Origin of the sequence: Metaclostridioides mangenotii, from assembly GCF_018917235.1 — a bacterium.
Lineage (GTDB): Bacteria > Bacillota > Clostridia > Peptostreptococcales > Peptostreptococcaceae > Metaclostridioides.
The window spans coordinates 1-12,734 of sequence record NZ_JAHLOF010000016.1; the positions used below are offsets into that span (position 1 = coordinate 1).

Sequence of the window (12,734 nt, forward strand, 5' to 3'; positions counted from 1 at the left end):
GAAAGGGCGGTGTCTTGACCGCTTGACCAACGGGCCTTATGTTTTTTAATGGTTGCGGAGGCAGGACTCGAACCTGCGACCTTTGGGTTATGAGCCCAACGAGCTGCCAACTGCTCCACTCCGCGATATTGTTGGTTTTTAATGCCGAAGACCGGAATCGAACCGGTACGAGAGGTAAGTCCCGCAGGATTTTAAGTCCTGTGCGTCTGCCAGTTCCGCCACTTCGGCTTTTTTATGGCTCCAAGGGAGGGACTCGAACCCTCAGCCTATCGGTTAACAGCCGAGTGCTCCACCGTTGAGCTACCTTGGAATATAAAATACCACACATTTCCTGAATCGTTACAGAGTATTTCTCTTAAATTCAGAACACGTATTATATTATCATTTATAAATTTAATTGTCAATACTTTTTGTATACTCTTATTTATAATTTTTTTTTACCTCAATTGTAAACAATTACATACTATTTATATTATATACTATTTTAACAGAAAATATTTTTATTTTTCAACTAAACTTGTAATTTTTGTAGTATTATATTAGATTATTAGTAATAAATTATACATAACTTACATAGCTTTGTCACAATTTATATAAACTATAAATTATAATATCTGGGAGGATTTTATTATGGTAAAAAAAGTACTTATTATGTCTGCCTCAACTGGTGGAGGTCATAATAGAGCTGCTAAAGCTATAAAAGAAGAATTAACCAATCGAGAGGATAATGATTTTAAAATAGAATGTGAAATTATAGATAGCCTTAAATTGGTAAACAACACTATGGACAAAATTATATCTCAGGGCTATGAAAAATCAGCACTTTATACGCCTAAAGCATATGGAAGTGTTTATCGTATTTCAGAAAATAGCTTTATTTCAAAAAATGAATTTAAGGATAATCCACTTACATCATTTATGGCTAAAAAATTTATAAACTTACTTAAGAATTATAATCCCGACATTATAATAGGCACTCATCCTTTTCCGATGATAGCTTTAAGTATGCTCAAAAAAAATGTAGCTATACATAACAATAAGGTTAATAAATCTGCAGACCCTTTTCACAAATATTTTTTCAATCTAAGCATTCCTCCATTAATATCAGTTTTGACAGATTATACTACTCACTCTACATGGATACAGAATGAAATTGACTACTACATAGTAGGACATGAATATGTTGAAGAATTGCTTGTTGATGAAGGTGTCGAAGATAAAAAAATCAGATGTTATGGTATTCCAGTTGAGAAATCATTTTTAACACATAGAGATAAAAATGAAGTCTTAGAAGAAATGAACTTAACATCTCAAAAACTAACTGTTTTACTGATGGGTGGAAGTTTTGGAGCTGGAAATATTAAAGAAACGTTAGAAGAACTACTTGATATAGACAGAGATTTTCAAATTATTGTGGTAACAGGAAGAAATCATTCTCTTAAAGAAAAAATCGAAAAAAGAATTCTTAGCCATCCACACAACAAAGATGTGGTAGTGCTGGGTTACACAAATAAAATGAATGATATTCTAGCCTCTATAGATGTGCTAATTACAAAACCAGGAGGACTTACAACTACAGAGGCACTTTTAAAAGATGTCCCTATGATAGTTCCTTATTATATACCAGGCCAAGAACAGGAAAATTTAGAATTCTTAATGAACTGTGGAGCAGCACTTCATCCAACTAAAAAATTTAATATATCAATATTATTGAAAGTTCTTATTGATGACCCTAATAGACTTGAGATGCTTAAGGCTAATATAAAGTCTATTAGAAAAACTAATTCATCTCAAAACATATCGAATTTAATTGTTGATATACTAACAGATGTACATTCAAATTAATAAAAAAAATAAAATTTGTATAGTTACTATTATAATATAACATTGTTAAAGAAACTGATTATCTTAATCTGAAGATAGTCAGTTTTTTTATATATCAAATTAGTTGTCGTTTGTATATTTTTTATTAACTGCTAATAATTTTCTAATCCAATAACCTAACTGAAATTTGTAAAAAGTATTCATCGTAGTTTTTTATCGATAATTCGTCTAATAGTACATCCTCAAAAAAGTAATTATCTATGTTCAAATTATTTGCTTTAGCAAAATTTATTATTTTCCAATATGTAATATGTGAATTCTCGAATCCATCACTATGATATGCTACTAGATAAGTTCCTTTTTGTTTTTTATACAGATATTTATTATCTTTAACTTGTTTTAATTTAGTATAAAAAAATTTATAATCATTAAATTTTTCATTTTCGATCGAATCTCTAGTAAATATTTCTCCGATTGAATAAGGACTTTCTATACCATATTGTTCACAATTTTTAATATGAGCTGCAAGTGATTCTGATATTTTCATTAGCTCTTCCCCTTCTAAAAGCTTAGTTAAAATAAGATATTCTTCGTCCATATCGACTATTTCGATATTATTTACATCTGCTTTTAACGCGGTTTGTGTAGTAATTATTTTTTCATTTATAAGCTCATTTGTAGCTTGAAGTTCTATTATTTTATTTTTTATTTCAATTTCTTTCTCTTTTAATACCTTAATTAGATTTTTAGGGCTCCTATTGTCTAAATAACTTTTTATCTCTTTTAATGGCATACCTAAATCTTTTAGCAACTTTATCACCTGGAATACCTCTATTTGAACAACTGAATAATATCTATATCCATTAAGATCAACTACATCTGGCGAAAAGACCCCTATTTCATCATAGTGATAAAGTGTATGCTTAGTTACTCCACACAAATTTGCGAAATCACCAGTTGTAAAATGTGTACTTGGGTTAAATTTCATACTTTCACCTCCCTAAATATATTATGCATTGACTATAGTGTTACACTATAGTCTATCATATTATAAAACAATTATTTAAATAAATTTAAAAGGAGTTGTAAAGTATATGAAAAACAAGAACTTTAGAACAGTTGGTGAGTTTGAGAAACAAGAATCAGTTCTAATTATCTGGCCATTAGCTCCATATGCAACAAAAGAGCTTTATATTGATGGAGTTAGTTTGGAGATAGTAGAAAATCTAATAGATCATGTTAAGTGTATAATCTGTTGTTATGATGAAACTGTAAAATCTAGGGCAATGGGTCTAATTAAAGAAAGTAATTTAGACTTGAATAAAATTAAGTTTACTATATTCCCTGCCCCTATAGTCTATCCAAGGGATTTTGGTGCTGAAATTATGTTAGACAGCCAAGGAAATAAAGCTCTTGTAGATTTCGATTTTGATATGTATGGTTACTGTACTAAAACTGACCCTCTTTCTAGAACTCTAGAAAAATTTGATAAGTTCCATGCAAATTTAGTTGGTGCTACAGATAAAATATTTACGAGACTTATTGGCGAAGGTGGAGATAGGGAATTTAATGGCGATGGCATTCTAATGACTATAGAAGAAACAGAAGTAACAAAAAGAAATTCAGGTATGACAAAGAATGAAGTTGAAAATGAATTAAAAAGAATATTCAATCTAGAAAAAATAATATGGATTCCAAAATGTACCTACGATGATGACCTATCATATGAAGGTCCTATACCATCTAGTTCAGGTGAATATACTTCTTATAGAGCTGCAACAGCTAATGGACATATAGATGAAATGTGTAGGTTTGTTGATAAAAATACTATTTTAATATCAAATATATCTGATGAGGAAGCAAAGAAAAGTAAATTACATGCCTTAAATAAAGAAAGATTAGATCTAGCATATAATGTCCTAATAAATGAAACAAACGCTTCTGGTGAGCCTTTTAACATTATAAAAATGCCTTTTCCTGAGCCTTTATATGTCGATATTACTCCTGATGATGATTGTTATTTTAATTGGGAGCAAGCTAGATTTGAATTAGGAGATAAACTTTTAGATGGAAGTGATTTTCCTACAGGTAAAATAAATGTTTTACCAGCAATGAGTTACTGTAATTTTCTAATAGCTAATGGAATTGTCATAGCCCAAAAATACTATAAAGATGGTATGCCTTTAGATGTAAAAAGAAAAGATGATGAAGCTTTATATATATTAAAATCAGTATTTCCTGATAGAAAAGTGGTAGCTGTAGATGTTTTACCTCTAAATTTATATGGTGGAGGTGTTCATTGTCACACAAGAAATGTTCCTTGTTTATAAAACTAAATAAATCACATAAATTTAGTTAAATAAATACTAAAAAGGGAAAGTTATCTGAGCTTTCCCTATAATTTTAAAAAATGTTTCATACCTATTAATACGGTTCGTAAAGATCTTCTTCATAATCATATTGATAATTTTTGTAATTATTCCTAAATGAACTGTTCTTACTATTACTCTTTGGATTATTTTTTGTTTTTTTCTTTAAAAGAAGACTAATGTCGTCTACTTCAATCTCCACTTCAGAGTTTTTATCTTCGGATTTTTCTCTGTTTTTTGATTTCATTTTTTTGATTCTTTTTTCCTTCATAGCAGTATGCTCATCAAAATTCATTTCACCCTTCATTTAGCACCTCTAACAAATATAAAAATAGTTTTAAGATGATTATACGACAGTAATTAAAATACTTCAATATATAAAATAAATACTCCAATATTTATTTTATATATTGAAGTATTTATCAAAGTTTTTCTGTATTCTAATTATTATATCTCTCTTCTTCCCTCAAGTGCTTTTGAAATAGTAACTTCATCTGCATACTCAAGATCTCCACCTACCGGAAGTCCATGGGCTATTCTAGTTGTCTTTATACCCATTGGCTTTACAAGCTTAGCTATATACATAGCAGTAGCTTCACCTTCAATAGTTGGATTTGTAGCCATTATTATTTCTTTTACATCTTGATTTCCAAGTCTTTGAATTAATTCTTTTACATTTAGCATTTCTGGACCAATACCGTCCATTGGAGATATAACCCCATTTAATACATGATATTGACCATTAAACTCTCTTATTTTCTCCATAGCTGCTACATCCCTAGTATCTTCAACTACACATATTACATGAGTATTCCTATTTTTATTAGAGCATATACTACATGGATCAGAGTCTGCTATATTACAGCATATCGAACAGTATTTTATATTGTTTTTAGCATCTAAAATAGCTTGAGATAACTCTTTTACATCCTTATCATCCATATTTATAACGTGAAATGCTAGTCTTTGAGCTGTTTTTCTTCCTACACCAGGTAGTTTCGAGAATTCTTCTATAAGCCTATTTATAGGCATTGTGTATTCCTGCATCTAATCACCTTCTAGAATAAACCAGGTATGTTCATACCCCCAGTTAACTTATTCATCTGATTTGCTTGTATATCTTCTACGCTTCTTATAGCTTGATTTACAGCACTTAATACTAAGTCTTGTAACATCTCTATGTCGTCTGGATCTACAACTTCTGGTTTTATTGTTATATCTAGTATTTCTTTTTTACCATTTATTTTTACAGTTACTGCTCCTCCACCTACAGAAGCTTCTAACTCTTTAGTTTCTAACTCTTCTTGTGCTTTCTGCATATTTTCTTGCATCTTTTGCGCTTGTTTCATTAGTTGGTTCATGTTTGCACCACCTGGCATTCCGCCAAAACCTTTTTTAGCCATAAATAAAAATTCCTCCTGAATTATTTTTATATTAATAATTATATCATATTACGTTTTTATTGATCTTAATTTTCATCAATTTGCAAATGTTGTTTTAAATTTTATACGTTAATTTTATTTTACTTTTATTAAGTTTTATATTAATAAAAATTATATATATTTCTTAGTCTTCTTCTACTTTATCTTTAACTTCTAGAATCCCACTATCTACTATGTTTTCTAGTATCTCAACGCCTTTATCTTTTTTTTCTTTAACTTCAAAGTTTATATTTTTAATATCTGAAGCTAAAACAGTTTTTATACTAAAATTCCTCTTCATTATGCTTCTTACAACTGTTTCTATATATTCATGAGTCTCTTTAGCACTAAGTCTGTCCTTAGCAAAACTAAATTTATCATCAAATACTATAAATAACTCATTGTTGTGTACATTGAAATTTTTAGCTTCAGTAAGTAATGCGTAAATCGGCATCTTCTTATCTTTTTTTATCTGCTTTAAGACTTCCTTCCATGAAGATTCAACCAGTTCTACATCTTCACTTTTAACCTCTTCATAATGCTTATTTTCTGTTTTGATTACTGGGTCGATTTTCTCTTCTTCATAAGCTTCTTCTCCACTACTTTGATACGAAGCTATTTTTATATTTCCTGATTCTATAATTTTTTCTAGATTTTCTATTCTATCTAGAAGTGACTCTTTACTATCATCAAATATAGGCTGTGCTATTTTCATAATTGCCACTTCTACCATTACCCTCTGATTTGAAGATGATTTTATACTGTCTTGAGTTTCAGAAAGAACATTGAGTATTCTAATAAGCGAGTTTATATCTACTCCTTCAGACTGTTTAGATATCCTTTCAAGCGTATCTTCTGGTAGTGATAAAATATCGTCAATATCTTTAGATACTTTGCGCACCATTATATTTCTAAAATGGCTTATCAGATCGTTTATTAAGTTTCTTATATCTTTTCCCCAAGATATAAATTCATTTAAGCTCTGAAGAGATTTTTTTATATCTTGATCTATTATATACTGAGACAAGTCAAAAAGTTGCTCTATATTTACTGTACCCATAAGTTCAACTACATCGTCATAGGTTATTTTATCTTCACCAAAAGACATACATTGATCTAATATACTTAAAGCATCTCTAAGGGCTCCTTGAGAATTGGATGCTATTAAATTTAAAGCTCTTTCTTCAACCTCCATATTTTCTCCAGTACAAATATCCTTCATTCTTTTAACCATCTCATTAATGGTTACCCTTTTAAAGTCAAATCTTTGACATCTAGACAAAATAGTCGCTGGAATCTTGTGTGGCTCTGTAGTAGCTAATATAAAGATTACATATGAAGGAGGTTCCTCAAGCGTCTTTAAAAGAGCATTAAACGCTCCTTGAGACAACATATGTACCTCATCTATAATATATACTTTGTATTTGCAATTGGTAGGAGAATATTTGACACTTTCTCTAAGCTCTCTTATATCATCTACACTGTTATTAGAAGCAGCATCAATTTCTATGGTATCCATAGTATTGTCATTTAATATTGACTCACAAACCTCACACTTGTTGCAAGGCTCTTGATCATTTGGATTTATACAATTAACTGCTCTAGCAAATATCTTAGCAGTTGATGTTTTACCAGTACCCCTAGTACCAGTAAATAGATAAGCATGTCCAACATTATCATTTTTTATTTGATTTTTAAGAGTCTTGATTATATGCCTTTGACCGACCATATCTTCAAAAGTCTGAGGTCTGTAGGTTCTATACAATGCTTTGTGCATTCTAATCTCTCCTTATTAAAAAAATCCCTCAGTATTTAAGGGATTAGTCTTTTATATATTAAATGCTGTACACCATCTATCGACACAATTCCATAGGCGTTACCTAAACAGTTAGCTCGACTTAGGCACCCCCGCGGCACACAGAAGTGATCACTTACCGCTGCTTCCTTCCGGATCTGACGGGGTTCATGAGCTTCTATTGCGCAGGACCTAAGTGTCAACACCACTTATTTAGGGCAGCCCTACAAAAATTGAGCCTTTAGATGGACTTCAACCCTGCTATAGCGGATTGCAGGTTACAGGGCACCGCTACCTCCCCATCTAGTACAGCAAAATTACAACCAAATTTAATTATAAAACTTTCTGGCGGAGAGAGTGGGATTTGAACCCACGATACAGTTTCCTGTATACACGCTTTCCAGGCGTGCGCCTTCGACCAACTCGACCATCTCTCCATTATCTTCTACGTAATGATTTAAAAAAATCTTGTAATACAACTGAACATTTATCTTCTAACACTCCAAATTGTATATCTATATTATTTTTTTCAAAATAATCCATTTTAAATTCATGTTGTTTTTCAGTATTCAAATTTTTAATATGTTTTGTACCTATAATGAGCTTCTTTATCCTTGAATTCACTATAGCTCCACTACACATCATGCAAGGTTCCATTGTAACATACATTTCACAAGAAATCAATCTCCATCCACCAAGTTTTTGAGATGCTTCTTTTATTGCCAACATCTCAGCGTGTGCAGTACAGTCTTTTAAGGTTTCTGTTAAATTATGGGCTTTAGCTATTATCTCACCATTTTTTACTATAACAGCACCTATAGGAGTCTCTCCTTCAGTGTATGCTTTTTGTGCTTCTTTTAAAGCTTCCATCATATATAATGTATTCTCCATACTACCTCCAAAACCTTGTAACAAATCTATATTATCATAGTTTATTTTGTAGTTCAACTTTATTTTTTATACATTTTGGATATAATACTTTTTATTATTCTAATATACTTTAATTTCTTTGTAAATGTAGTATATTAATTTAATATCTTTTATTTGGTTTTTTAAATTTTATCTCTAATACTTTCTAAGAAATTCTTGTTTAATTAAATTCAAAACATTTTTATCTTAATCTCTATTTTTAATCTATTTCACTATATGTATCTAATAAATGATTAATAGATCTACTATATGCAAAAAAAAATTTTCAATATATATTTATATTAATTTTAAAAGCTATACTACAAATCATGTTTAGTGTAGTATAGCTTTTATTTTTTATATTAGAATAATTATCTAATTACATCTACTCCCATAAATCCTCTTAGAGCGTCTGGAACTACTACTGAACCATCTTCTTGTTGGTAGTTTTCTAAAATAGCGGCTAAAGCTCTTCCAACAGCTAGGCCAGATCCATTTAATGTATGAACGTATTCAGCTTTTGATTTTTTATCTCTTCTAAATTTCACACCAGCTCTTCTAGCTTGGAAGTCTTCAAAGTTTGAACAAGATGAAATTTCAACGTATCTGTTGTAACTTGGCATCCAAACCTCTAAATCGTATTTAAATGCTGCTGTAAATCCTAAATCTCCTGTGCATATTCTAACAACTCTATATGGTAAACCTAATTTTTGAAGTATCATCTCTGCATCATGAGTAAGAAGCTCTAATTCATTATAAGAATCTTCTGGTTTAACAAATTTAACTAACTCAACTTTATTGAATTGATGTTGTCTTACAAGTCCTCTTGTGTCTCTTCCTGCTGAACCTGCTTCTGATCTAAAGCAAGGAGTATATGCACAGTATTTTATAGGTAATTGATCTCCATCTACTATTTCATCAGCATGTATATTTGTTACAGGTACTTCAGCTGTTGGTATTAAGAAATAGTCTAATCCTTCTAATTTAAACATATCTTCTTCGAATTTTGGAAGTTGACCAGTTCCTACAAAGCTCTTTCTATTTGCTATAAACGGTGGTAAAACTTCTGTATATCCATGCTCATCTGTATGTGTATTCAGAAAGAAGTTTATTAAGGCTCTCTCAAGTCTAGCCCCTTTATCTTTATAAAGTGTAAATCTAGATCCTGTTATTTTGCCTGCTGTTTCAAAATCTAGTATACCAAGACCTGTTCCTATTTCCCAGTGTGGTTTATTCTCAAAATCGAACTTAGTTGGCTCTCCCCAAGTTCTAACTTCAACATTATCATCATCAGTAGTTCCTTGAGGAACATCTGGATGAGGAACATTTGGGACTCTCATAAGAAGATACTCTATCTCACCCTCAGCGTCTCTAATTTCATCATCTATAACTTTTATTTTGTCTGATAAATCCTTTAGTACAATTTTTGCTTCAGTGACATCTATTCCTTCTTTAATAAGGGCAGGTATCTTTTTTGATTCTACATTAAGCTCATTTTTCATAACCTCAACTTCTTGTAGCTTTTCTTTTCTAATATCATCTAGCTCAATTATTTTATCAAAATCTACCTCTTTTTCTCCTCTTTTATCCATACCTTTTTTTATCTCATCTAAATTTTCTCTAATTCTTCTGATATCTAACATATTACATCCTCCTAAAATTTACATAAATATATAGTTATAATTAATTTTTGCAATAAAAAAAAAGACCTCCGAAACCCTCATAAAAGGGACGAAAATCTTACATATCCGCGTTGCCACCCTAGTTGATTACATTTAACGCCTGTAATCCTCTCAACCCTGTAACGTAGGTAAACGTAGTCTAAGACTAAAGCTCCAGAGTAGATTCAGAATATATTGCAATGAGTTTTCACCAGCCACTCACTCTCTGCTTACAAACATAATTCTTACTAAGTTCCTTCTTAGCTAATATTTATTTTTGTTCATTTGATTGATACTAATTATATTACATAAATAAACTCTTTTCAATAGTAAAAATAAAATTTTAATTAAATTTTTATTCTCAAACACAATGTTTTATGAAATTATTGTAAAATAAATGCTTATAACATCTTAATTTGAATAAAAACACATCAAAATAGATAATATAAATTCTAAAAATAAATATATTTATAAAATAATAAAAAAATATAGAGATTTTATATATAACTCAACAATAAATCTATCATTACATGATTAGAATAATGCCAATATTTATAAAACCTCTATATCAATTAATCTATTTCTTTTCTAAATCTATATTTAACTGATTTAAGTCGTACAAAGAAAGCATATTTCTATAGGGAACCTTAATATTATGTTCATCAAACTTAAGCTTGATCTTTTCCATAACATCGTAGTAAACATCCCAGTAATCTTCAGTCTCAACCCAAGGCTTTCCAACAATCTGAACAGTATTATTACCTATAGCATTAAGGCCAATAATAGGTTTTGGTTCATCTAATATACGCACATCTTCTTTAAACACATCATCTAGAATTCTTTTTACTAATTTTATATCGCTATCATAAGATATGTCAAAAGCATAATCGACACGTCTCATTTTTTGATTAGTATAATTTACGATATTGTTGCTAGTAAGCTGTAAATTTGGAATAATAATAGTCTTATTATCTGGAGTCTTTAAAACAGTACTAAATATCTGAATATCTGCTACAGTACCTTCCTCACCAGATCCTTGAATATAATCTCCAATTTCAAAAGGCTTGAAGAAAAGAATAATCATGCCAGAGCCTAAATTAGATAAAATCTCTTTGAAGGCTAAACCAATACTGAAACCAGCAGCCCCTAACATTGCTACAAATGACGTCGTCTTAATTCCAAACATATTTAAAGAAACTAGTGAAACAAAAGTAAGTATTAATGCATAAATAGCATAAGCAATAAAATTCGAAATGCCTTTATTCATATTATATTTAATCAATAATTTTAGTATTATATTTCTCACAAATTTAGCAATATACATTCCTATAATAAATATAATTATCCCATATATTATATTAGGACCATTATCTATTATCCTTGAAAGCATACTATCAATTGTCCTTTTAGCCAAGTTAGCAGCTGCATTAGCAGAACTTAAGCTCGATGAATTAACAAAAATATTCATATGTCCTCCCTATCTGTTTAAGTTTAATCCAATACCTATTATAACATAACAAAGATATATGACAAAATAAGTATAAAATTGGAAATAAAAAACCGCTTAACTTAAAAATCCTTAAAGTTTTAGTTCTTAATCTAATGAAGGGTTAATGATCGCATTTAGAATGGATATGAGGTAGATGTTAGTGATTATAGCAGTCTGGTGAGGTTTAATAGCTAGCCCACAAGAAAAACTAATTTCGTCATTTACTTAGGTCTTGTATTTGACTTTTTTCATAGTGTAGCTTTAGCGTAAAAAGCTTTTAGATTTTAGTTCTTAACCTAATGAAGGGTTAATGATTTCATTTAGAATGGATATGAGGGCGATGTTAGTGATTGTAGCTGTCTGGCTCGATTCTATAGCCAGTCTACAAGTAAATTTGATATAGATTTTGACTTTGATCTTCCCAAAAACAAAGCTTTAGTGTAAGAAGTCTTTAGGTTTTGGGGTTTAATCTAATGAAGGGTTAATGATTGCATTTAGAATGGATATGATGACGATGTTTGTGATTGTAGCTGTCTAGCGCGGTTTCTTAGCCAGCCTACAAGAACTAATTTCTTTATATTAATTAAGGTTTTGATCTTTCCTATATATTAGCTTTAGCTTAAGAAATCTTTAGGTTCTAGTTCTTATTATAATGAAGGGTTAATGTTTGCATTTCGAATGGATATGAGGGCGATGTTAGTGATTGTAGTTGTCTGGCTGGTTTCTTAGCCAGCCTACATGAACTAATCTCTTTATATTAATTAAGGTTTTGATCTTTCCTATATATTAGCTTTAGCGTAAGAAATCTTTAGGTTTTAGTTCTTATTATAATGAAGGGTTAATGTTTGCATTTCGAATGGATATGAGGGCGATGTTAGTGATTGTAGCTGTCTGGCGCGGTTTCTTAGCCAGCCTACATGAACTAATCTCTTTATATTAATTAAGGTTTTGTTCTTCCCTATATATTAGCTTTAGCGTAAGAAATCTTTAGGTTTTAGTTCTTATTATAATGAAGGGTTAATGTTTGCATTTCGAATGGATATGAGGGCGATGTTAGTGATTGTAGCTGTCTGGCGCGGTTTCTTAGCCAGCCTACATGAACTAATTTCGTCATCATATACGTTCAAAATTCAAACATTAACCCCTCCACATAAAAACAAAAACTAAAAAAGATTACGCGGCTACGTCCTACTCTCCCAGGCAGTTTCCCACCAAGTACCATCAGCGCAAGAGAGCTTAACTTCTGTGTTCGGAATGGGAACAGGT

At 30.5% G+C, this 12,734-nt stretch carries 10 protein-coding genes, 4 tRNA genes, 1 rRNA gene, 1 other RNA gene and 1 other annotated feature; of the genes, 2 read left to right on the plus strand and 14 right to left on the minus strand.

What is annotated here, in order from left to right; all coding sequences use genetic code 11:
* Nucleotides 1-49: 49 nt before the first annotated feature.
* The 3 genes from KQI18_RS13735 to KQI18_RS13745 all read right to left on the minus strand — a co-directional run bounded on the left by KQI18_RS13735 (nt 50) and on the right by KQI18_RS13745 (nt 310).
* Nucleotides 50-125 (minus strand) — tRNA-Met (locus KQI18_RS13735).
* Between the two features lie 17 nt (nt 126-142).
* Nucleotides 143-228, minus strand: a tRNA-Leu gene (locus tag KQI18_RS13740).
* Nucleotides 229-235: 7 nt separating this feature from the next.
* A tRNA-Asn gene (locus KQI18_RS13745) sits at nt 236-310 on the minus strand.
* Nucleotides 311-630: 320 nt separating this feature from the next.
* Here KQI18_RS13745 and KQI18_RS13750 point away from each other — a divergent pair.
* Nucleotides 631-1,845: an MGDG synthase family glycosyltransferase gene (locus tag KQI18_RS13750; protein WP_216468499.1), complete on the plus strand. Its 1,215-nt coding sequence runs from the start codon at nt 631-633 to the stop codon at nt 1,843-1,845.
* A gap of 142 nt (nt 1,846-1,987) precedes the next feature.
* On the opposite strand, the gene KQI18_RS13755 is transcribed toward KQI18_RS13750, so the two are convergent.
* Nucleotides 1,988-2,812, minus strand: a complete 825-nt coding sequence (locus KQI18_RS13755) for a MerR family transcriptional regulator (RefSeq protein ID WP_216468500.1) — start codon at nt 2,810-2,812, stop codon at nt 1,988-1,990.
* A gap of 106 nt (nt 2,813-2,918) precedes the next feature.
* Here KQI18_RS13755 and KQI18_RS13760 point away from each other — a divergent pair, with 106 nt between their 5' ends.
* Nucleotides 2,919-4,154, plus strand: a complete 1,236-nt coding sequence (locus tag KQI18_RS13760; RefSeq protein WP_216468501.1) for an agmatine deiminase family protein — start codon at nt 2,919-2,921, stop codon at nt 4,152-4,154.
* Between the two features lie 94 nt (nt 4,155-4,248).
* Here KQI18_RS13760 and KQI18_RS13765 read toward each other — a convergent pair whose 3' ends face one another.
* The 10 genes from KQI18_RS13765 to rrf all read right to left on the minus strand — a co-directional run.
* Entirely contained in the window at nt 4,249-4,500 is a 252-nt protein-coding gene (locus KQI18_RS13765; RefSeq protein WP_216468502.1) for a hypothetical protein, read from the minus strand.
* A gap of 140 nt (nt 4,501-4,640) precedes the next feature.
* On the minus strand, nt 4,641-5,240 hold the full coding sequence (gene recR / locus KQI18_RS13770) for a recombination mediator RecR (protein WP_216468503.1): 600 nt from the start codon (nt 5,238-5,240) through the stop codon (nt 4,641-4,643).
* Nucleotides 5,241-5,251: 11 nt separating this feature from the next.
* Nucleotides 5,252-5,596, minus strand: a complete 345-nt coding sequence (locus KQI18_RS13775) for a YbaB/EbfC family nucleoid-associated protein (protein WP_216468504.1) — start codon at nt 5,594-5,596, stop codon at nt 5,252-5,254.
* A 163-nt stretch (nt 5,597-5,759) separates the two neighbouring features.
* Entirely contained in the window at nt 5,760-7,391 is a 1,632-nt protein-coding gene (gene dnaX, locus KQI18_RS13780; RefSeq protein WP_216468505.1) for a DNA polymerase III subunit gamma/tau, read from the minus strand.
* Nucleotides 7,392-7,456: 65 nt separating this feature from the next.
* Nucleotides 7,457-7,721: signal recognition particle sRNA large type (ffs, locus tag KQI18_RS13785), an RNA gene on the minus strand.
* A gap of 34 nt (nt 7,722-7,755) precedes the next feature.
* A tRNA-Ser gene (locus KQI18_RS13790) sits at nt 7,756-7,846 on the minus strand.
* Between the two features lies 1 nt (nt 7,847).
* Nucleotides 7,848-8,300 (minus strand): nucleoside deaminase, encoded by a 453-nt coding sequence (locus KQI18_RS13795; protein ID WP_197314473.1) that lies wholly within the window; start codon nt 8,298-8,300, stop codon nt 7,848-7,850.
* Between the two features lie 389 nt (nt 8,301-8,689).
* Nucleotides 8,690-9,961 (minus strand): serine--tRNA ligase, encoded by a 1,272-nt coding sequence (serS, locus tag KQI18_RS13800; protein ID WP_216468506.1) that lies wholly within the window; start codon nt 9,959-9,961, stop codon nt 8,690-8,692.
* 81 nt (nt 9,962-10,042) lie between these two features.
* Nucleotides 10,043-10,250 (minus strand) — a binding site (T-box leader).
* A 306-nt stretch (nt 10,251-10,556) separates the two neighbouring features.
* Entirely contained in the window at nt 10,557-11,447 is an 891-nt protein-coding gene (locus KQI18_RS13805; RefSeq protein ID WP_216468507.1) for a mechanosensitive ion channel family protein, read from the minus strand.
* A gap of 1,196 nt (nt 11,448-12,643) precedes the next feature.
* Nucleotides 12,644-12,734 (minus strand): 5S ribosomal RNA (gene rrf / locus KQI18_RS13810); the annotation flags it as partial.

Excerpts from the sequence above, each read along its gene's own strand:
- KQI18_RS13750 (WP_216468499.1), top strand. The coding sequence starts at position 631 with ATGGTAAAAAAAGTACTTATTATGTCTGCCTCAACTGGTGGAGGTCAT.
- KQI18_RS13755 (WP_216468500.1), bottom strand. The coding sequence starts at position 2,812 with ATGAAATTTAACCCAAGTACACATTTTACAACTGGTGATTTCGCAAAT.
- KQI18_RS13760 (WP_216468501.1), top strand. The coding sequence starts at position 2,919 with ATGAAAAACAAGAACTTTAGAACAGTTGGTGAGTTTGAGAAACAAGAA.
- KQI18_RS13765 (WP_216468502.1), bottom strand. The coding sequence starts at position 4,500 with ATGAAGGGTGAAATGAATTTTGATGAGCATACTGCTATGAAGGAAAAA.
- recR (WP_216468503.1), bottom strand. The coding sequence starts at position 5,240 with ATGCAGGAATACACAATGCCTATAAATAGGCTTATAGAAGAATTCTCG.
- KQI18_RS13775 (WP_216468504.1), bottom strand. The coding sequence starts at position 5,596 with ATGGCTAAAAAAGGTTTTGGCGGAATGCCAGGTGGTGCAAACATGAAC.
- dnaX (WP_216468505.1), bottom strand. The coding sequence starts at position 7,391 with ATGCACAAAGCATTGTATAGAACCTACAGACCTCAGACTTTTGAAGAT.
- KQI18_RS13795 (WP_197314473.1), bottom strand. The coding sequence starts at position 8,300 with ATGGAGAATACATTATATATGATGGAAGCTTTAAAAGAAGCACAAAAA.
- serS (WP_216468506.1), bottom strand. The coding sequence starts at position 9,961 with ATGTTAGATATCAGAAGAATTAGAGAAAATTTAGATGAGATAAAAAAA.
- KQI18_RS13805 (WP_216468507.1), bottom strand. The coding sequence starts at position 11,447 with ATGAATATTTTTGTTAATTCATCGAGCTTAAGTTCTGCTAATGCAGCT.